Here is a 21,241-nt window from a genome sequence, read left to right as displayed (position 1 = left end):
CGGTCAACGCCTGTAGGCCCATCGGCCAAGAGTCCAGAAAAAAAGGCCCGCTGCGAACACTCGCAGGCGGGCTTTCTATTTTCAGACCCGTGAGCGTCAACCCACGCAGGGGGCGTGGTTTTTGGCGTTTGGTCGCAGAGCGTCTTTGACTAAGTAATAAGGAAAATAAAATGTTGAAAACCAGGATCAGTCTGATCGCGCTGGGGCTTATGGCAGCGACTCAGGCTATGGCCAATGACCAGGCCGAAGCCAAGGGCTTCGTAGAAGACAGCAAAGCCAGCGTTCTGCTGCGCAACGCCTTCATCAACCGTGACAAGAAGCACCACACCAAAGACCAAAGCGAGTGGGGCCAGGCCTTCATCGGCAAGTTCTCCTCCGGCTACACCCAGGGCACCGTTGGTGTCGGTGTCGACGCTTTCGGTCTGTACGCTGTGCGTCTGGACGGTGGTAAAGGCCGCAACGGCGGTGGCGGTATCGACTTCTTCAAGCCGGCGGACGGCGACTCGCCAACCAACCAGCAGAACTCCCCGCACAATCTGGCCCGTGGTGGCGCAGCAGTTAAATTCCGCATCTCCAACACTGTACTGAAGTACGGTGACCAGATGCCGGAACTGCCAGTGCTGCAGTACGACGACGGTCGCCTGCTGCCAGAAAGCTACACCGGTACCCTGATCACCTCCAAGGAGATCAAGGGCCTGGAACTGAACGCCGGTCGTTTCACCCAGGAAGCCCGCAAAAGTGCTGAAGGCCGTGACAGCGGTGGCCTGAAGTCGATCAACGTATTCGGCGGCAGCTACAAGTTCACCGAAAACCTGTCGGCTTCCCTGTACACCTCCGATGTTGAAGATGTACTGAAGAAGCACTACCTGGGCGTGAACTACGTTCACCCTATCGCCGACGACCAGTCGCTGACCCTGGACTTCAACGGCTACAAGTCGGACATCGACAAGAAGTACGTCGCTGCCGCCGACCTGACCGGTGACTCCAACACCATCTGGAGCCTGGCGGCCACCTACGCCTTCGGCCCGCACTCGATCACCATTGCGCACCAGCGCAGCACTGGCGACACCGGTTATCAGTACGGCTTCTACCAGAACGCCGGTGGCGTGGGTGACGGTGGTTCGACCATCTACCTGGCCAACTCCTACTGGTCCGACTTCAACGCTGAAGACGAGCGTTCCTGGCAGCTGGGCTACGGCCTGGACTTCGGCGCCTTCGGCGTACCGGGCCTGACCTACAAAGTGGCCTACGTGCGTGGTGACAACATCAACACCCACGGCTTCGGCGAAGGTAAAGAGCGCGAAATCTTCAACCAGTTCAAGTACGTGGTTCAGGAAGGCCCTGCCAAGGACCTGTCCGTCAAACTGCGTAGCTCGTTCCTGCGTACTTCTGACAGCGTTCGTCAGAACGGCTACAACGACGACGGTAACGAAGTCCGCGTATTCGTCGAGTACCCGATCAGCATTCTCTGATAGCTGTTTGGCGACTCCAGCAACCCCGGCCTAGGCCGGGGTTGTTTCTTTTCGGCGTACAGCAGGCTTGATCGCCAGCCCCTCGCTGCTCTGCGGCTCGAAGCTGTCGCTACGGGCCATGCGCCACATCCGTGCATAGAACTCACTGTCGATCGAGCCGCTGAGCAATTCACCGGGCTTGAGGAATACGTGCAGCTGCGAAAACAGGCGGATCTCGCTGGCGCTGATGCGTCGCACCAGGTGCTTTGGTTTGAGCTCATTGGGGTGCTCAAGGCCAGCAGCGGCAAGCATTTCGGCCAGAGCATGCAGGGTGTTGCGATGGAAGCTGAAAACTCTGTCAGCCTTATCCGGCACAACCAGGGCCCGTTGGCGCAGCGGATCCTGAGTGGCTACACCGGTCGGGCATTTGTTGGTGTGGCAGCTCTGCGACTGGATACAGCCGATGGCGAACATGAAGCCACGGGCCGAGTTGACCCAGTCGGCGCCGATGGCCAACACGCTGGCGATGTCGAAAGCACTGACAATCTTGCCGCCCGCGCCGATACGAATCTTGTCGCGCAAGTTCAGGCCCACCAGGGTGTTGTGCACGAACATCAGGCCTTCGCGCATCGGCACGCCGATGTTGTCGCTGAACTCCCGTGGCGCGGCGCCGGTACCGCCTTCCTTGCCATCAACCACGATGAAGTCCGGGATGATACCGGTGGCCAACATGGCCTTGGCGATGCCCATGAACTCCCATGGGTGGCCAAGGCAGAACTTGAAACCCACGGGCTTGCCACCGGACAGCTCGCGCAACTGGCCAATAAACTGCAACAGTTGCACCGGGCTGCGAAAGGCACTGTGCGCCGCCGGTGAAATACAGTCTTCGCCCATCAGCACACCACGGGTTGCGGCGATTTCGGCGCTGACCTTGTGTCCTGGCAATATTCCGCCATGACCGGGTTTGGCGCCTTGGCTGAGCTTGATCTCGATCATCTTCACCTGCGGGTCGCGGGCCTGTTCGGCGAAACGTTCAGGATCGAAGCGGCCCTCTGGCGTGCGGCAGCCAAAATAGCCGCTGCCGATTTCCCAGATCAGGTCGCCACCATGCTCACGGTGGTAAGGGCTGATGCTGCCTTCACCGGTGTCATGGGCGAAGTGGCCAAGTTTCGCGCCCTTGTTCAGCGCAGCAATGGCATTTGCACTGAGCGCACCGAAGCTCATCGCCGAGATATTGAAGATCGATGCCGAGTAAGGTTGGCGGCACTGCGGGCCGCCGATGCTGATGCGAAACGAGGCTGGGTCGGGTGTTTCTACCGGCAGCATGGAGTGGCTGATGAACTCGAAGCCTGGCCGGTAGACATCGTTGAGGGTGCCAAAGGCCTTCTCGGCGCTTTCATTCTTGGCCCGCGCGTACACCAGCGAGCGTTGGGCCCGGGAAAACGGCAGCTTGTCGTCATCGCCCTCGAGCAGGTACTGACGAATCTCCGGGCGGATGGTTTCGATCAGGTAACGGATGTTGCCGAGGATCGGGTAGTTGCGCCGTACTGCGTGGTGGCTTTGGCGCAGGTCATTGAGGCCGACCAGGCTGAGCAGCGCGCTGATCAGGGTCAAAGGCCATAACCAGGAATGGGCAGAAAGAAACGGCAGGCTGGCAAGGGTGAAAACAAGGCAGCCGAACAGGCAGGTGTAGCGGCTGGGTAGCGAAGCTTTCATGGATCTTCCGCTGATATGAGAGATCCTTCCTAGGATAGGCAAAGCGCCCCGGTAGAAAACCAGTGGTTTCGGTAAAACACTTTTATCCCCGCCGTGCTTGTCAGGCGGCCACGCTCATGCGCCGGATTCGGTTGCCTGGGCGAGTATTTGCAGAAAAGCGTCGGCTGCCCGTGAGCGTCGATGGCGATGGCTGACAGCGAGTAAACCGATGGTGGCCGCAGCTTCGCTCAGGGGGCGGTAGCACACGCCGCGCCGGTTCAAGGCACGGGCGCAGGCGGGGACCAGAGCGATGCCTTGACCGGCTGCCACCAGGGCAATGATCGACGTGATCTGGCGTCCCCTCGGCCCGCGCAGCAAGGGCAGCTCGCAATGGTGGAACAAGCGCTCGATGGCATCGTTGAGGCCGGTGCCCTGCTCGTCGCTGTACAGCACCACAGGATGCGCTTGCAGCTCGACCAGGCTGATGGTTTCGAGGGTCGCTAGCGGGTCGTCCTCGGCCAGCGCCACAAACAGTGGCTCCTGATCCAGCGGCTGGACCTGCAGCTCACTGAACTCCTGCGGTGGCAACAGACGACTAAGACCGATTTCCAGGGTGCCTTCGACGATGTTCCGCCATTGCGCACTGGAGGCTTCTTCGACCAGGGTCAGGCGAACCTGCGGATAGGCGCGGGAAAACTGCTGGATAGCCTGGGTGAAACGGTCGCTCAAGGCTACCGAGCTGGCATAACCGATGCTCAGGTGCCCGGCAGTCCCGGCAGCCAGCTTGGCGGCAAAGCTCTCGCTAAGAGTCAGTTGCTCCAGCACTCCGCGGGCGTAGGGCAGAAACTGCTGGCCTTCGCCGGTGAGGCTGACACTACGGCTGCTGCGCTCGAACAGACGAAACCCCAGCTGGCTTTCCAGCGCCGAGATCTGCCGGGTCAGTGCCGGCTGGGCCAGGTGCAGACGCTGCGCGGCGCGGCCGAAATGCAGGTCGTCGGCGACGGCAATGAAATAGCGCAGCTTTCGCACATCGAGCATGTTGCACCTTGAGGTATCAATCGGTCCGAAATCGGTATTGGCCAGCGCCAATGACCGCACCTTATAAACACTGCTCGTCACTGTAACGAGTTTTCCCATGCAATCGCGCCTGTCCGCCGCCCGCTTCGCCATGTTCCTCTGCGGATGTGCCGCGTTTCTGCCGCTTTACGCTACCCAGGGCATTCTCGCCGAGCTGGCGCAGAGTTTCGCTGTGGGCGCCCAGCACGTCAGCTGGAGCATCACCTCGACCACCCTGGCCGTGGCCCTGGTCGCACCCTTTGTCGGCGTGCTGACCCGGCGCTGGAGCCAGAAGACCGTATTGGTCGCCGCAACGCTGTTGCTCAGCCTGCCGGGCTTGATGCTGGCATCGGCCAGTGACTTGAACAGCCTGCTGTTCTGGCGCTTTGTCCAGGGCATGCTGATCCCGGTGATCTTCGCCACCAGCGTGGCTTACATCGGCGAGCGCTGGCAGGGTGCCAAAGTCACCGAAGTCACCAGCCTGTACGTCGCCGGAACCATTCTCGGCGGTTTTGCCGGGCGCTTTCTGACCGGGGTCATGACTGAATACCTGGGCTGGCGCGAAGCTTTCATCCTGCTGGCGACGTTGAACTTGCTGATCGGCCTGAGCATCCACCGGCTGCTGCCCAGCGGCGCGCGCCTGATCGAGATCACCATCGCCAACAAACGTATCAGCATGCTGCGCAATAGGCGGTTGCTGGCTGCCTATTTGGTTGGTTTTTGTGTGTTGTTTTCGCAAATCGCCACCTTCACCTATGTCGGGCTGCATCTGCTGGCCGCGCCATTCAATCTCAGCTCAGCAGCGCTGGGCTCGGTTTATGCGGTGTTTCTCCTGGCCCTGGTGGTCACGCCGATTGCCGGCAAGCTGGCCGGCGCCCGACCGCCTGCACACCTGGTGCTGGTAGCCGGCGTGCTAGGGCTGTGCGGGTCCTTGCTGACGTTGCTCAGCAGCCTCTGGTGGATCGTGCTGGGACTGGCGTTGAGTTCCACAGGGGTATTCCTCGCCCAGGCGGCCGCCAATGCTTTTGTCACCACCACCGCGAAGCACAACAAGGCCGGCGCCGTAGGCTGCTACCTGACGTTCTACTACCTGGGCGGCAGCGTCGGCGCCTTGTTACCGGCGTTGCTCTGGGAGCGCTGGGGCTGGTCAGGCTGTGTGCCTCTGATCATGGCTGCACAACTGCTGGTGATGCTGATTGCCTGGTTTGGCTGGCAGCGCACCGATGCTGCTGACACAAATACGTTCAAAAAACCGCTGACCCATCCATAACAAGGACGTGAATACTCAAATGAACACCGTGATAGCCCTGCACAGCAAACTGCTTTCAATCGTCGAGCCGGTGCTCAATGACATGCCGGCCAGCACCCTCAAGCACGCGTTGTTCGAAGCGTTCTGGGCGGTTGAGGACGAGCTGATGGAAATCGAGAAGGCTTTTTCACTGCTCACCGAGCGTAGGCATTCACCTGCGGTGCTGCGCAAGTTCTTCGCCAGTTGGTCGAAAACCAACAACTCCGCGGCCAGTGTCTCCGGGCTGGCCAACCGCCTGACCCTGCTGGCCCGTTCCGATGCAGGCTCTATGGCTGCCGACCAACTCTATCGCGCCTGCGGCAGCCTGCAACGGATTACCGACGAAGACCTTGGCGCCCTGGGCAACACTTTGCATGCCGATCTGTTCTACAACATGGCGACGCCGATCTGTGGTGATGACCAATGGATGCTCAAGGCCAACTGCCTGCCTTCTGCCCAGTCCTTCAAGGACTGGACCGACCGCCAGCGCCTGCGTGAGCGTGACTTGCTGCAAGGTCTGCTGACCACTTTGGTGCATGAGGTCTATACCCATGGCGAGGTCGAGTTCATCCACCCGATGTTCAAGGAGTGGTTCGTCCGCGATATGGGCATACCGGCAGAACGGGCTCGAGCGACGGTGGCCTGGGTCACCGTGCACACCGGTGGTACCGAGAGCAATCACTTCGCCCATGCGGTAGCGGCGGTCGAGCAGTTTGTCGAAGCCATGCAGATCAATGTCGATCAGGCGGCGGCGCGGGAGATATTCGAGCGCTACCTGCGAATGAAAGCCGGGGTGATGAAGGAGTGTGCAGAGCTGCTGCATTAACCTCCGGGCGGTTCATTTCCGTGGACATGGCACCATCGTTGGCCGTGTTCGGCAGTGGTCGCCTGATCGGGCGCAGGCGCGCCCGTATACTGGCTGCGGCGAGCTGACGGCTTACTGATCCGGGGCGATGGCAAACATCAGCTGGTCGGCTTCCAGGTAGACGATCGCCTCGCGGCCAATGACGTCCACCGGGCGGGCGGCCACCGCTTCGTGTTCGGGGACGATTTTCTCCAGGCGCTTGCTCACCAGGTCGACCCGCCAGATACAGGCGAACCCACCGTTGTTGTCGAAGTACAGCACTGGCCGGGTCGGGCTCCAGGTCGGGTTGACCAGGCTCCAGCCGCCGGCATCCTTGTCCATCACCCGGTCGTAGGGGTTGCTGTCGCCGGTAAGGTGCGGGTAATAGATCAGCAGGCCGGAGTTGTCGTGGTTCAGGTCGCCACTGATCTGCGCCTTGGCAAAACGCTTGCTGTTGGACTCGGCCGCGTACAGTTGCGTTGAAGGTTGCGGCGTAGCCTTGGAGCCCAGTTTGTAGGCCATGCTTTGCTGCGCTTCGCCGCTCAGCTTCTGCCGGTAGTAGAACACCCCGTCAATGATCCCGGCATAGCGCCGGCCCTGATCGTTGGCGGTGATATTGTTCCAGCCATCAAAGCGCACATTGCGCGCGAACGGGTGCAGGCCAGGGCGAGCATCGGAGTATTCGTAGAGGGTGCCGATCGGGCGGCTGTCATAGATATTGCCGGGGTTGCTGCCTTCGTCATCCTGCTTTTCGGAAACGAACAGCACCACGTTCAGCACGCCATCGAGGGTGGCGACGTCCACCAGGTAGGCAAAACTGTCTTCGCTCATGTCGGCGACGGTGGCCAGGGGAAAGCGCTGCCACGGCTCATCCTCGACCTGGGTATAACGCTGGTCGCGGGGCAGGGGCTGCAGGCTCTTGGGATCAACCTGGGATAGTGCCGGTACTGGCGTCAGCAGCTTGATCTGCTGGTCGTAGGCGACTTCCAGGCAGGCGGCAGTCTCGCAGCGATTGCGCACCTCGCGCAGCCAGAAGTTCTCCAGCTCACGGAAAATCTTGCGGTCCTTGAGCGGCTTGTAGCGCTCGTTGAGCGTGTCGTCCTTGGCCGACAGCGACGGCGTGGTGCAGATGGCGGTTTCCAGCAGGGTACTGGCCTTGCTGCAGTCAAAGCCCGCGGCAACGGTTGCGGGGCTGTGCAGGCAGGCAGCGAACAGGGCGGCAGGAAGCAGGCGCGCGGCGGCTTTCATCGGACATCCATGTGAATTTGAGCAAGGTGCGGATGATACGTCAGCAAGGGCCATTGCGGAATCTGCCGCAGCAATGGCCAGCCTCGGGCTTCACGTGAACTGAATGAAGAAAAATCCTCCCTCGTCACCTTCCTTGCCGCGCCGCGCCTGGCGGTTCACATACAGGTAGCCGATGCCGTCCGCCAGCAGGCCTTCATGGGCAGGGCTGGCCTTGGCAATGTCGCTGTCCAGCAGTTGCATGAGGAACTGATAGCGCTGTGGTTCGTAGATCGGGTCCTGCAGCCACGAAGGGCGTCCCAGCGGCTTGCTGACTTCCAGGCCACTGTCCTCGTCGGCCAGCTCTTCGTCTTCTTCCTGCGCGCTGAGCGGTTCGAACTGAATGAAGCTGCGCTCCAGCAGCAAGGGCGGAACGGCTGGCAGCAGCTCCTGCTCGGCGAGGGTATGCAGAATGACGCGGGCATAACCATTGCCGGTCTTGTCCAGGTCATCCTGCTGGTTGACCGTGTAGTGCCGCTGTACGGCGCGGTTGAAGGCGCCGCCGTGCTGGCGGGCGGTGATGAACACGGTCAAGGCCATGCCGGCCGGTATGAAGTTGATCGGCAGGAACCGCTCGGTGATCGTGCACAGCGGAGTCATCGGTTCCTGGGTGTCGGGCGTCAATGGCCACAGGTCCAGGCGTGGCAGACGGGCGCCGCCACCGACCTGGCCGAGGCCTCGATCGTTGCTGCCAAGAAGGATTTTTTGCGAGTCCATGATTAGTAACACCCCTTACGTTTGGCGAAGGATTCGGCATATCGCCGGGCGATGCGCAGTTGAGTCTGGGTGATTTTGCCTTTGCTGACCAACGAGTTGTGAATGGCTTGGGACATAAGGCGGATTTCCAGCTTGCCTCTTTTGAGCATCTGGTTGGGCTTGAGCCCCAATTGTCGCCGCAGGCGGTTTTCTTCAAGGTGAACGGCGTCGTGGTTCTTCGGCGAGAGCGCCATCGAAGGGTTGCCTTTGACCCGTTTGCCGGTGGCAATGCCCTTGTCTTCGAGGAACTTGTTGCGCATCAGTTCGTGGGCTTCGAGCTTGTCGCCGCGGTGTGCCTTGGCACCGTAGCCTGCGGTTTCACCCTCCTTGAGCAAGCCCCACGGGTCGATCCAGCCTAGTGGGTTTGGCGCGTACTGGTAGAGGTTGATTCCACCGGCCAGACCGATCGGGTCCGGCTGGGTGAAGCGGCCGATATCCGGGTCATAGAAACGGAACAGGTTGTAATGCAGGCCGGTTTCGCGGTCCAGGTACTGGCCCTGGAACCTGAGGTTCTGCTCCTCGATGAAATGCGCCTCACGCACTTCCTGCAGGGTATTGCCCCAGACCTGATAACGCGCCTGCCAGACAGTTTCGCCGCTGTCTTCGCTCAGTTGCCCAGGCATGCCGTTGAGATCGTTGTGGTAGTAGCGAACTTGCTGCTGCGCACCAGTGCCGTCAACCCGGGCCAGCGCTTCGTAGCTGTCCTCGACATACAGGTACAGGCTGGTCTGGCTGTGGCGGTGTTCCTGTAGCAGGCGCAGTCCGTCCCAGGCGAAGCAGGTCTGGTCGAGCAGGTTGCCCTGGTCATCGTACTCGCTCTTCTCGACACGCCGCCCCAGCGGGTCGTAGCGCATGTTCAGTACCCGCTCGCGACCGCCGTGCTGGCTGCGCACTTGCACCAGGCGGTGTTCGGCATCGTAGCTGAAGTGCTGGATGCCGCGCCGGCTGCTGCGTTTTTCAATCAGGCGGCCGAAGCCGTCGTAGTGGTAGCGTTTGTCCTGGTAGGTGAGCACGCGGTTGTGGCGCACCAGGCCCATGCCCGTCAGCGATCCGTCGAGCAGGTTGGCGGCGGCGTCGTAGGCGAAGGCTTCGCTCTGGCCCTGGCCGGCGTCCTGGCTGGCCATGATCCGCCCGCTGGCATCGTAATGCAGCAGTTGCTGGTGCTGGCTGCCGGGCTGCTGGTTGAAACGGCTGATTAGGTTGTCAGCCGGATCGAAGTCGAAGCGTTGCTGCACGGTGGCCGGCAGTTGCGGCGGCTGGAGGTTGGGGCGGCGCAGCCGTGAACGCAAACGACCGCTGCGGTCGTACTCGCTGCGGGTGTTGATACGTCCCTGGGTGCGCAGCACTTCGCGGTGCAGGCGGTCGCGCTCGAAATCGCTGATCACCTTGCCATCGAGGTTGAGCTGGTGCAGATGACCGCTGCCGTAGTACAGGCGGTTGAGCCAGCGGCCATCGGGCAGCTGGGTCTGGATCAGGTTGCCGAGTTCGTCGTAGTGATGCTGCAGCACTCCGCTGGCACTGTGTTCCTCCAGCAGTTGGCCAAGGGCGTCGTAAGCGAAGGCCAGTTGTTCGCTGTTGCCTGCCTTGTCGGTAAAACTGATTGCCGTCAGTTGATCGAGAGGATCGTAGCTGTACAGGGTTTCGCCGTCGTCGGTCTGCTTGCTGATCAAGCGTCCGACGGCATCCCGGCGTAACTGATGGATGATCGGTGCACTGCCGCCATGGGGAGCGGGGAGGTACTCCAGGCAACCGAGGTTATCCAGCGGGTCGTAGTGGTAGCGGCTGGCGCTGCCGTCCAGATCCTGCTGTTCAGTCAGGCGATCAAGCAGGTCCCAGCTGAACCTGTAGCTCTCGCCATTTTCGTTGCTCAGCGCTTGCAGGCGACCATAGGCATCGTAACTGAACTGTACCAGTCGACCATGCGGGTCGATACGCTGATGCACCTGGCCGCGACGGTTGTAGCGGTAGTGGGTGGAGTGCCCGGCGGGGTCGGTATAGCTGTTGAGCTGGCCGTTGCGATCAAGCTGATAGTGCTCACTGCGCCCATCGGGCAATTGCGAGCCGAGCAATCGGCCCTGGGCATCGTACTGGTACTCGGTACGTTCGCCGAGGGCATCGGTGACAGCCTGCAGATGCCCGCGCCGGTCATAGCTGAAGCGGGTCGGATACCCTGAGCAATCGACCTGCTCAATCAGCAGGCCCAATTCGTTCCAGCGCAGGTGCTTGTGCTTGCCCGCCGCATCGATGATCTCCACCACCTGGCCGCGTTCGTCATGGCGGTAGCGGGTGGTGTGGCCCAGCGGGTCGGTTTCGCTGCTGCAGTTGCCGCGTTGATCGTAGCGGTAGCTCCAGCGCTTGCCGGCCTTGTCGGTCTGTACCCGGGGCAGCGACCAGTGTTCCAGCCACAGGGTTGACTCGCTGCGGCCCAATGGGTCGATGCTTTCGCAGAGGTTGCCGGATTCATCGTACAGATACTGCCATTGCCCGCCCTGCGGGTCGGTGGCGGCCAGCAGCTGGCGTTCGTCGTTCCACTCGAAATGCCAGGTGTGGCCGAGGGCGTCGGTGTACTGGGTGATCTGGTACTGCGGGTTCCAGTGGCGGCTGCTGACCCGCTGCAGGCCGTCGGTGACCCGGGTGATGCCGGCTTCGAGGTCGTAGTCGAAGCGGTATTCGTCGCCGTCGTCGGTCCAGTGCCGGGCCACGCGCCAGTCGTCTGCAGCACGAGTCCATTCGTAGAAGCAGCGCAGGCCGCTGGGCAACTGGTGCTCGATCATGCGCCGGCCCTGGTCGTAGGCGAAGCGCCGTTGCAGCTGGCCAGCGGCATCGCGGACTTCGGCCAGGTCGCCGTTGCTGTCGTAGGCATAGCTGACCAGCAGTTCGCTCGACTCGTCGCGGTACAGGCGCTCGATATGGCTGACCCGTGCCGGCCACTGGGCGCTGTAAACCAGCTGCACCTGGACCTCATCGAAAGTGTCACGCAAGCGTAGTAATCGTCCGCTGGTGTCGTAGTCCAGGTAGATGCGGTTGTCGTTGCGGTCACCCAGTTGCGCCAGGCGCAGGCGTTGCGGATTGTTCGGGGTCGGCTGGAACAAGCGATAGAGACCGTCGACGCTTTCGATCAGCAGCTCGCCATTGTGCGCGCGACGCACGCTGAGGCCTTCGCCGGCGCTGAACACGGCATCACCACGAGGGATATGGCCCATGTCGACGACCCGTGCCTGTTCGTCGGTGAACAGCAGGCGCTCGCCGCCTTCAGGATGCGCTTCGATGGCGACGAAGACTTCGTAGTCGACACTCCAGCCAGCGCCAAACAGGCCGTCGCGGCGTTCATCCCGGCTGTTGTAGTAGCGCTGCCAGTCCAGCGGGATCAGTCCGGGCAGGCTGAAATCGAGTTCGGCTTCGCCGCTCAACAGCTTGGCGCCTGTGGGGCTGTGGACCGGGTTGGGTGAGCCGGCGATGGCGTTGGTGATTGCGCCGGTCACCTGGCTGGTGACGGCGCTGCTGATGCCGCCAATCGCCATGCAGCCGAACTTGCTGTAGAACTTGCCGCCGCGCCCGCGCAGCATCATCAAGGCGGTAATCGCCAGGCCGATGCCCGGGGTCTTGCCGCTGCGAATCTCGCGGACCACGATCGAGCCGCCGCCGATGCGCACGTTATCGGAGACCAGCCCGGCGTCGACGATCACCGCCTCGCAGGTGCTGCGATCGCCGCTGCGACAGGCCGGGTGGCCGTTGATGGTGACCTTGCTCGAGCCTTCGGCCAGGTACTGCGGCGGCATCGGCGGGTGCTTGCTGCAGAGGATCTTGTCGTCGTCGGCAGGCTCGGTGTTCGGCGCCGGGCTGGCGACCGTAGGCCGCCACATCTGCGAAAAAAAGCCCTTGGCCATGTCGAGGAAGCTTTCTTCCTCCTCCTCGGCCGGCGGCTGAGCCGCGTCGCTGCCGGCGAGCGCCGCGGCGGCAACGATGACGCCTGCAGCGCGTGCGGCCGGTTTGCCATTGGTGTGGGTATTCTTCGAGCCGGTGAGGATGTTGGCCTGCACCGAGGGCGGGAACAGGAAGTTGCCGATGCCCTCGCATAAACTGCTTAAGCCCTTGTCGGCCCCGGTCTTGCTCATGGCCACGCCGACCACAATGCCCACCACTGCACCCAGCACGAAGCAGCCCAGGCCGCCGGTAGCCACGGTAAGGCCCAGCGCCGCGGTCACCGCCGCGGTGGCCAGCATGCCGATGGCGACGTTGGCGGCGACTTCCAGCACGCCGCTGACGATGTCGGCCATCATCGAGGTGTGCATCAGCGCGTCGCCCTGACGAGCGGCCCAAAGAGCGTCAGACATGCAGGGTGCTCATCAGGTCAGGGCGTCGAAGTTCAATGATTGCTTGATCGCCGCCCAGTGCGCCGCCTCGGCATCGCCCAGCGGTTGGGCCTTGACGTAGCTCAGGGCGAACATCTTGCGAGTGCCCGGTAGCACCAGGGCGAGCTGGTACTGATAGACCTTTTCGTTGCCCTTGCTGAACTGGCTGCGCAGCTCGATGCCGTCCACCGACTGCTCGGCGCCCAGGCGCACGGCCTGGCCAGGTTGAAAACGCAGGTCCTTGACCTGTTGTTGCAGACGTTCAAGCTGACCGTCGAAGTTGCTTTGCAGGGTTTCGCCGTCGGCCAGCAGGCTGCGGCTGACGATCAAAGATGTGCCGAGCTTGGCAAAGCGCAGGATATTGATGGTGGTGTCCTGCACCTCGACATCGGGCAGGGCAAACTGGAATTCGTTGAGACGATAAGTCATGACGCAGGAATCTCTTTATTGGCTGGCTTTGGGCTTGGGGAAGATCGCTTCCACGGCGCCATCGATGGTGCCTTTGACGCCTTGCCCGTCCGGAGTGGCGCCGGGGGCGCCGCCGATGTTCAGGTCCAGGGTGCCGCCGGTGTTGAACTGGGCATTGCCTTCGGCGTTGAGGTTGAACTGCACGCCGGTGAGGTTGATCTGGCCGCTGGCGTTGAGCTCGAGCACACTCTTGCCACACACCAGGCGCAGGTTCTCGCCGACCTCGATCAGGTAGCTGCGGCTGATGCTGTCGGTCTTGGTCGAGCCCACCAGCAGGATGTCGTCGCGCTTGACCGCGCGAATACGGTCTTCGCCGATGGTCGCCACTTCGCTGAAGTCCACCACCTTGTTGCGGTTGTGGCCCACCCAGTGGCTCTCGTCGTTCTCGACCTCGATGTCCTGGTTGCGCTCGGCATGGATGTACAGCTGCTCGGCGCCCTTCTTGTCCTCCATGCGGATTTCGTTGAAGTTCGCTGGCGTGCCACCTTTGCTCGAACGGCTTTTCATCCCGCTCTGAGTGGCATTGGCCGGCAGGTCGTAGGGCACGGTCTGCTCGGCGTTGTACACCCGGCCAGTGATGATCGGCCGGTCCGGATCACCTTCAAGAAAGCTGACGATCACTTCCTGGCCGATCCGCGGGATCTGCATCGAGCCCCAGTTCTTGCCGGCCCAGGCCTGGGACACGCGGATCCAGCACGAGCTGTTCTCGTTGGACTGGTCATGGCGGTCCCAGTAGAAGTGCACCTTGACCCGGCCATACTGGTCGGTCCAGATCTCTTCACCGGCCGGACCGACCACGATGGCGGTCTGCGGTCCCTTGACCTGCGGGCGCAGGGTGCTGGCCAGGGGGCGGAAGCTCTGCTGCGCATCGATGCAGCTGAGGTTGCTTTCGAACTGCGCGTTGCCGCCACCGGCACCGGTTTCCAGACGCTCCTGGACGACGTAGTAGCGGGCGCCGACGATCAGGTACTCGCGGTTCTGGTCCTGGCGGCTGAACCCGCTCATGCTGAACAGGTTGCCCGCTGCCAGGCCCCGGGCGTTGCCGCGCAGCTCGATGCGCTCGTGCAGGCTTTGCAAGGCCTCGATGCGGGTACGGGCGTAATGCTCGCCGTCCTCGCTCTGCACGTAGGTGCCGGGGTAGTCGTATAGCGGGTAATCGCCAGCGGTGTGCGGACGCGGCATTTCCGAGCGCACGTCGATGCGTGCGCTGGGGCGCTGGAAGTCATAGTCGTTGAGCTCCAGCGAGCCGGATTGCACCTCCTGGGCCAGATGCCAGTCGTTGAGGTGGTCGCGCTCGCGATGCTGGCCATCAGGTGGAAAGTACGGCACCGATTCGTAGCCCGGCACTACCTGATGGGCGCCATAGGCATCGGCCAGCACCAGCACGTGACGGTCCTTTTCGTGGCGGAAGTAGTAGTAGATACCTTCCTGTTCCATCAACCGGCTGACAAAGTCGAAGCTGGTCTCACGGTACTGCACGCAGTATTCCCACTCACGGTAGGGGCGGCTGAGACTGTCTTCGAAGTCGGAAAAACCCAGGTCGCGAAACACCTGCTTGATGATCTGCGGGATGGTCTGGTTCTGGAAGATGCGGCAATCGGAGGTCTTGCTCAGCAGCCACAGCCACGGCCGCAGGGTCACCCGGTAACTGGCGAACTGGCCGCGGTCGATGCTCTGGCTGCAGCGCGACACGATGCCGTGAAAATACCGCGAGCGGCCCAGGTCCAGTTGCAGGCTCAAGCTCATGGGCTTGCCCAGCAACTGGTTGAGGTCGATGGACGAGTTGTCCGAGGTCAGCTGCAACTCGTAGTCGAACAGCCGCCCCAGCTCTTCGCCGCCACCCATTTCCGCCAGGATCAGGGCATCCGGGCCCAGCGGGCTGTTGATCTGCGCCAGTCGGGTGAATTGCTTGAATAGCATCGTTTATCTCGTCAAACGCGCCATCACGGCGCGTCGCTGAAGTGGTAGTGCAGCTCGTTGGCGTGGCAGCTGATGCGCACCCCGGCCAGGGCCTTGCCTTCGAGCATGCGCGTCAGGAACTCGCGGCTCATGTCCGGCAACAGGCTGTTGGTCAGGATCGCGTCGATCATCCGTCCGCCGCTTTCAGTCTCGCTGCAGCGCGAGACGATCAGGTCGACCACCTCGTCGTCGTAGTCGAAGGCGACCTTGTGGGTGCCTTGTACGCGCTTGCGGATGCGTTCGAGCTGCAGGCGGGTGATGGCCTTGAGCATCTCGTCGCTGAGCGGGTAATAGGGGATGGTCACCAGACGCCCGAGCAGTGCTGGCGGGAAGATCTCCAGCAGCGGTTGGCGCAGTGCGGTGGCGATCGCTTCCGGTTCGGGGATGTTCTGCGGGTCCTTGCACACCTGGGAAATCAGCTCGGTACCGGCGTTGGTGGTGAGCAGGATCAGGGTGTTCTTGAAGTCGATCACCCGGCCTTCGCCGTCTTCCATCACGCCTTTGTCGAACACCTGGAAGAAGATCTCGTGCACGTCCGGGTGGGCCTTCTCCACCTCATCCAGCAATACCACGCTGTAGGGCTTGCGCCGCACCGCCTCGGTCAGCACACCACCTTCGCCGTAGCCGACATAGCCGGGCGGGGCGCCCTTGAGGGTCGAGACGGTATGGGCTTCCTGGAACTCGCTCATGTTGATGGTGATGACGTTCTGCTCACCGCCATACATGGCTTCGGCGAGGGCCAGGGCGGTTTCGGTCTTGCCCACCCCGGAGGTACCGGCGAGCATGAACACGCCAATCGGCTTGTTGGGGTTGTCGAGGCCGGCGCGGGAAGTCTGGATGCGCTTGGCGATCATCTGCAGGGCATGGTCCTGGCCGATGATGCGCTTGGCCAGGTGCTGATCGAGCTTGAGCACGGTTTCCAGCTCGTTGCGGGCCATGCGCCCGACCGGGATGCCGGTCCAGTCGGCAACCACCGAGGCCACGGCCTGATAGTCGACGGTCGGCAGAATCAGCGGGGTTTCACCTTGCAGGTCGCTCAGGCGTTGTTGCAGGTCGATGAGTTTTTCGCGCAGCTCATGGCTCTGTTCGCTGCCCGTGTCGCGGTCGACCACGCCGACGTTTTCGCGCAGTTGCGCACGGGTGGCCAGCAGTTCGTCGACCAGGGTTTTCTCTTCGGCCCAGCGGCTTTCCAGTTCGGCCAGGCGCTCGCGCTCAGCAGCCAGCAAGGTTTCAGACTGTTGCTGGCGGTTGCCGATGGCGATACCGATCGCCTGTTCGCGGGCGATGATCTGCAGCTCGGTTTCCAGTGCCTCGATGCGCCGGCGGCTGTCATCCACTTCAGCCGGCACCGCGTGCAGGCTGATGGCGACGCGGGCGCAGGCGGTGTCGAGCAGGCTGACGGACTTGTCTGGCAACTGGCGCGCCGGGATGTAGCGGTGGGAGAGCTTGACCGAAGCTTCGAGGGCTTCATCGAGGATCTGCACCTGGTGGTGCTGCTCCATGGTCGAGGCCACGCCGCGCATCATCAGCAGCGCCTTGTCTTCGCTCGGCTCGGCGACCTGCACCACCTGGAAGCGGCGGGTCAGGGCCGGGTCTTTCTCGATGTGCTTCTTGTACTCGGCCCAGGTGGTGGCGGCCACGGTGCGCAGGCTGCCGCGGGCCAGGGCTGGCTTGAGCAGGTTGGCGGCATCACCGGTACCGGCCGCGCCACCGGCACCGACCAGGGTGTGGGCTTCGTCGATGAACAGAATGATCGGTTTCGGCGAGGCCTGAACATCCTCGATGACCTGGCGCAGGCGCTGTTCGAACTCGCCCTTCATGCTTGCCCCGGCCTGCAGCAGGCCGACATCCAGGCTGCGCAGTTCGACGTCCTTGAGCGAAGGCGGGACATCGCCGGCGACGATACGCAGGGCAAAGCCTTCGACCACTGCGGTCTTGCCCACACCGGCTTCACCGGTGAGGATCGGGTTGTTCTGCCGGCGACGCATGAGGATATCCACCAGTTGGCGGATCTCTTCATCACGGCCGACGATCGGGTCGAGCTTGCCGCTGCGCGCCTGCTCGGTGAGGTCAACGGTAAAGCGCTTGAGCGCTTCCTGTTTGCCCAGGGCGCTGGGGGCCATGGCACCGCTGGCTTCGCCCGGCACGGCGCCGGCATTGAAACCGTCGCTGGCGCTCAGGGCGTTTTCCGGCGAATCACCGACATACTCGTCAAAACGTTCGCTGAGGGCTTCGACCTTGATCTTGGCAAACTCCGACGACAGGCCGAGCAAGGCATTGCGCAGGCTCGGGGTCTTGAGGATACCGAGCACCAGGTAGCCGGTGCGCACCTGGCTTTCGCCGAACATCAGGCTGCCATACACCCAGCCACGCTCGACGGCTTCTTCGACGTGGGAAGACAGATCGGTGATCGAGGTCGAGCCGCGGGGCAAGCGGTCCAGGGCATCGGTCAGCTCACGGGCCAGGCGCGCGGGCTCAAGGTTGAACTGGCGGATGATGCGGTGCAGGTCCGAGTCCTGCAGTTGCAGCAGTTGATGAAACCAGTGGGCCAGTTCCACATAAGGGTTGCCCCGCAATTTGCAGAACACCGTGGCGGCCTCGATGGCCTTGTAAGCGACGCTGTTGAGTTTGCCGAACAGCGCGGCGCGGCTGATTTCACCCATGTTCCGGACTCCTTGTGGATTGCGATGCGGTCGCCTGCTCGGCGTAGTACCGAGCCAGTGTCAGATCCCTGGCATCGTGTTGCGGGCGGCCCAGCCAGGTATCGAAACCCAGGCGTCGACCGGTGTTGAGTTGCAGGGCGGGTATCTGCTCCTGCTGCAGGATCAGGTTCAGGTCCCAGTCCAGCTCGTGCCCCTGATGCTCGGCGACCCAGGCCACCAGCTCGCCAAAGGCACTGCCATCGGGCAACAGTGACAGGTACTGGTCCAGGCTCAGCGGCCCCAGGCAGATGCGAAACTTGTGCTGGCGGTCCCAGACGTGGCTGCCCAGGCACACATCCATGCCCAACTGGTTGGCGCTCGCACCCAGGCGGCTGCGCTCCGGCAGTTGTAGCCACTGACCGACATATTCCTCGATGCTCACCGGCACGCCGAAGTACGCCCCGAGAATGCCACGCAGGCCATCCGGGTAGCGGGTCTGGGCGGCGAGATGGCCGCTGTAGTGCAGCTTGGCGGTGTCCGGCAACGGGCCCTGGTCGCGCAGCGCCGGTGTGCCGCGGCCGCTCAGGGCGGCCAGGCGCGCGGCCCAGTAGTCGTCATCGGGGCGGTCATGGCTGACCGTCGGCCGTGCCTCGGCCCAGGCCCGGTAGAACAGGCTCAGCAGGCGGTGATGAAACACATCGAGAAAGCGCTTGCTGGTGCTGTCGGCGTTATTGCGCTGGCGCTCGCGCATGTACTCGGTCAGGTGCAGGGGCAGGGGGCCGTTGGGGCCGCCGAGGCCAAAGAAGAACTGCTCCAGGCGCGCCGGGCCCTGCTCTGTGGCAGGCGTCAGCGATGCCAGGGTTGCCGGCGCAAAAGCGCAATCGAGCTGCTGGCCAAGGCGAACCGGCTCATCGGCCAGGCGCAGGGAATGGCCGAAGCGTGGCAACTGCGGCGACTCGCACTCAAGCCGGCGCAGGGCCTGGAAGAAATCGTAGTTCCAGGGTTCGGCCTGCATCTCGCTGAGGATGTTCACAGGGTCGGACGGCGTCCGGGCTTGGCTTTCCATCGCATGATCTCGCCGCGTTCGGTGGTACGGAGCACCGTCTCGGTAAAGCTGTTGATCGACACGTAACGTGCCAGGAAACGCTCGAACACTGCACCGAGGAGGAACACCCCGGTGCCGCGGAAGGCGTTCTCATCGAACTCCAGGGTGATCTCCAGGCCACGGCCAAAAACGATCGGCCCGGGCATTGGCAGCCGTCGCGTGCAAGCCTTGCTGCTGACCTCACGCAGGCCGTCGATCTGCAGTTGCAGGGCGGCGTCATGGCTGTCGCCGTACAGGCGCAGCAGCTCGCGCAGAGCGGCGGCGCCCTGGCCCTGTTCGGTCAGCGACAGGTAGTTCAGCGACAGCTGGCTGATCAGGCGCCAGGCCTTGTTGTCATGGGCGTGGCTGGCACGCGGCCGGCTTGGCCCGGCCAGGCAGCGAATGGCGGCCACTGGCGCGCTGTCGGCCAGAGTGAAATCGCTGCGGCCATCGCCAACGTTCATGAACAGCGGCAGATCGCGGTTGGTACACAGGGCGCTAACGCCCAGTTGGCGCAGGTCATGGCGGTAGGGCGCTTGCTGACCATCGACCAGGCTGATGAAGGTCTCGCTGCCCATGTAGGTCGAGCGGGTGCCGTTGCGCCGCTGTTCGCTGGAAAGCATGCGTGGCTCGCGGCGCACGATGTAGTACGCCTGGTCACGGCCATAGCGCGCTGGATCGCGCACGGCATAGAACGGCAGGAAACTCTGGTCGGGGCCGGTGCCGTGACCGGTCACACTGCTCAGCGAGTGGATCTCGAAATCTGTCGGCCGGGTGCGGTCAGCGATCACGTGGTGCTCGTTGACCCGGTCGCTCAGGTGGATCCGGTCGACACGGCGCGGGAACAGATTGATCGCCGGAGTACAGAAGGGCACGAACTGCTCGACGCCGACGCTGCCTTCCAGCGTCTGGTCGTAGCGCTCGAACAGCACGATCAGCTCCAGCTCCTGCCCGTCGCAACGTTTTACCGCGCGACTCAGCTCGGCGAACTCGACGAACAGGAAACGCTGCGGCAAAGCGAAGTATTCCTGCAGCAGGCGGTAACCCTGGAACGCCTGCGGGACCACCGGCAAGGCTGCCTCGCGGTCATCGAAGCCGCACGGGCGCAGGGCCGAGGCAGGAATGCGCTCGACCCAGTCGCTGCCGGGCTGGCGCGCGAACACCGCACAGGCGTTGCCCAGCAACTGCTCATAAAGGCGAAACGGCAGTTCATCGGCGCCGTTGAGGTACAGCGGCAGGCTGCTGAGGTCGAGCGCGTTGAACGGCAGCTCGGCGCCGGTACGCAAGGTAATGCGCAACCCGGCGCGGGCTTTCGGCTCACTGGCGGCAAGGCGCCCGAGGTTGGCTGCGGGATTGCCGAAGTATTCGGCCTGGGCCACCTGCAGCGGCCACAGCGTGACCGGGTGGGCACTGCGAAATTCACAGGGCGTCTGCGAATTGCGGCCAAGGGTGGCGCGCAACACGCTGCCACGGGGCAGGGTGAAACCAGCACTGAGCGAACCTTCGTCAGGATCGGCCTGCATCTGCACCACGGCCATCGACGGCGTCGGTGCCAGGTAGTGCGGGTAGGCGATCTCCAGCAGGTTGTGGGTGAAGGTCGGGTACTCGGCATCGAGCTTGAGTTGTACCCGTGCGGTCAGGTAGGCAAAACCTTCGAGCAGACGCTCGACATAGGGGTCGGCGCAGTCAATGCCGGACAGGGTCAGACGCCCGGCGATCTTCGGGTATTCCCTGGCGAATTCTGCCGCGCTTTCACGGATGTGTTGCAGTTCCTGGTTGTACAGCTCGAGCAGGCGCGGGTTCATGGACGTCTCCGGCGCTCGGCGGGGGCAACCCGGACATGCCCGGATTCCAGGTCAAGGTCTGTGCGCAGCAGCAACGGCAGTGCCGCGGGCTGGGCCCACAGGTCGCCTTCGATCTCGAAACTCAGGGCGTTGTTGTTCATTTCCCCCGGTGCGACCTGGGCGCGAACCCGCAGGCTGCTGCGCAGGATGCGCGGTTCGAAGGTGGCGATGGCCTGGTAAATGATGCTCTCCAGAGCGCTGATATCAATGTTCGAGGCGCTGTTACCGGCCAGTGCCGGCAGGCCGTAGTTGACCACCGAGGTGCCGGCCGCAGTGTTGAGCGTGGCGCCAGCATCAAGCAGTGAGGTGGTATTGAGTAGCCAGGTGAGATCGCGCAGTACTGACGCCTTGAGCTGGTTCAGCGACAGCACGCGTTTGTCGTTGGCTTCTTGCAGGTTGCCGGGCTCGTCGTCGGTCAGACGATCGAGCAGCGAAGGCTGCAGGCGGTCACGTGCAGCGATTTCGGCTACCAAGGGGCGGCTCCGGTGGTGGGATTCAAGATTGCGTTGGCCTTATCG

Annotated in this window: 14 protein-coding genes; 3 read left to right on the top strand and 11 right to left on the bottom strand. The window is 62.8% G+C overall.

Annotated elements, in window-relative coordinates; genetic code table 11:
• Positions 1-170: 170 nt before the first annotated feature.
• Positions 171-1,472: an OprD family porin gene (locus tag JV241A_RS24055; protein ID WP_010221262.1), complete on the top strand. Its 1,302-nt coding sequence runs from the start codon at positions 171-173 to the stop codon at positions 1,470-1,472.
• A gap of 30 nt (positions 1,473-1,502) precedes the next feature.
• Here the strand turns inward: JV241A_RS24055 and JV241A_RS24050 are convergent, their stop codons facing one another.
• Both JV241A_RS24050 and JV241A_RS24045 read right to left on the bottom strand, forming a co-directional pair.
• Positions 1,503-3,167 carry an FMN-binding glutamate synthase family protein gene (locus tag JV241A_RS24050; RefSeq protein WP_134064823.1) on the bottom strand — a complete coding sequence of 555 codons (1,665 nt, stop codon included), beginning with the start codon at positions 3,165-3,167 and terminating at the stop codon, positions 1,503-1,505.
• Between the two features lie 114 nt (positions 3,168-3,281).
• A complete protein-coding gene (locus JV241A_RS24045; RefSeq protein WP_134064821.1) occupies positions 3,282-4,184 on the bottom strand; it encodes a LysR family transcriptional regulator in 903 nt (300 codons plus the stop codon).
• Between the two features lie 97 nt (positions 4,185-4,281).
• Between JV241A_RS24045 and JV241A_RS24040 the strand changes: the two genes are divergently transcribed.
• Both JV241A_RS24040 and JV241A_RS24035 read left to right on the top strand, forming a co-directional pair.
• The gene (locus JV241A_RS24040) at positions 4,282-5,472 is read left to right on the top strand and encodes an MFS transporter (RefSeq protein WP_134064819.1); all 1,191 of its coding nucleotides are present in this window, start codon (positions 4,282-4,284) and stop codon (positions 5,470-5,472) included.
• 19 nt (positions 5,473-5,491) lie between these two features.
• Positions 5,492-6,316, top strand: coding sequence for a hypothetical protein (locus tag JV241A_RS24035; RefSeq protein WP_115084870.1), 825 nt, complete (start codon positions 5,492-5,494; stop codon positions 6,314-6,316).
• Positions 6,317-6,427: 111 nt separating this feature from the next.
• Here JV241A_RS24035 and JV241A_RS24030 read toward each other — a convergent pair whose 3' ends face one another.
• The 9 genes from JV241A_RS24030 to tssE all read right to left on the bottom strand — a co-directional run bounded on the left by JV241A_RS24030 (position 6,428) and on the right by tssE (position 21,196).
• Positions 6,428-7,582 (bottom strand): hypothetical protein, encoded by a 1,155-nt coding sequence (locus JV241A_RS24030; protein WP_115084871.1) that lies wholly within the window; start codon positions 7,580-7,582, stop codon positions 6,428-6,430.
• A gap of 90 nt (positions 7,583-7,672) precedes the next feature.
• On the bottom strand, positions 7,673-8,335 hold the full coding sequence (locus JV241A_RS24025; protein WP_134064817.1) for a hypothetical protein: 663 nt from the start codon (positions 8,333-8,335) through the stop codon (positions 7,673-7,675).
• A gap of 2 nt (positions 8,336-8,337) precedes the next feature.
• Positions 8,338-12,708, bottom strand: coding sequence for an RHS repeat-associated core domain-containing protein (locus JV241A_RS24020; RefSeq protein ID WP_240047903.1), 4,371 nt, complete (start codon positions 12,706-12,708; stop codon positions 8,338-8,340).
• A 12-nt stretch (positions 12,709-12,720) separates the two neighbouring features.
• On the bottom strand, positions 12,721-13,155 hold the full coding sequence (locus JV241A_RS24015) for a DcrB-related protein (protein ID WP_115084873.1): 435 nt from the start codon (positions 13,153-13,155) through the stop codon (positions 12,721-12,723).
• Between the two features lie 15 nt (positions 13,156-13,170).
• Positions 13,171-15,114, bottom strand: a complete 1,944-nt coding sequence (locus JV241A_RS24010) for a type VI secretion system tip protein VgrG (RefSeq protein WP_115084874.1) — start codon at positions 15,112-15,114, stop codon at positions 13,171-13,173.
• Between the two features lie 23 nt (positions 15,115-15,137).
• On the bottom strand, positions 15,138-17,816 hold the full coding sequence (gene tssH / locus JV241A_RS24005) for a type VI secretion system ATPase TssH (protein ID WP_134064815.1): 2,679 nt from the start codon (positions 17,814-17,816) through the stop codon (positions 15,138-15,140).
• A complete protein-coding gene (tssG, locus tag JV241A_RS24000; protein WP_134064813.1) occupies positions 17,809-18,861 on the bottom strand; it encodes a type VI secretion system baseplate subunit TssG in 1,053 nt (350 codons plus the stop codon). Before tssG ends, tssH begins: the two co-directional genes overlap by 8 nt.
• Positions 18,825-20,684 (bottom strand): type VI secretion system baseplate subunit TssF, encoded by a 1,860-nt coding sequence (tssF, locus tag JV241A_RS23995; RefSeq protein ID WP_134064811.1) that lies wholly within the window; start codon positions 20,682-20,684, stop codon positions 18,825-18,827. The genes tssG and tssF overlap by 37 nt, the downstream gene beginning before the upstream one ends.
• Positions 20,681-21,196 carry a type VI secretion system baseplate subunit TssE gene (gene tssE, locus JV241A_RS23990; RefSeq protein WP_115084878.1) on the bottom strand — a complete coding sequence of 172 codons (516 nt, stop codon included), beginning with the start codon at positions 21,194-21,196 and terminating at the stop codon, positions 20,681-20,683. Before tssE ends, tssF begins: the two co-directional genes overlap by 4 nt.
• Positions 21,197-21,241: the final 45 nt, after the last annotated feature.

The sequence above is a fragment of the Pseudomonas sp. JV241A genome, assembly GCF_900275665.1.
Taxonomy (GTDB): domain Bacteria; phylum Pseudomonadota; class Gammaproteobacteria; order Pseudomonadales; family Pseudomonadaceae; genus Aquipseudomonas; species Aquipseudomonas wadenswilerensis.
The sequence above is the reverse complement of the archived record's forward strand: the minus strand, read 5'-3'. Positions and strand labels throughout refer to the sequence as shown.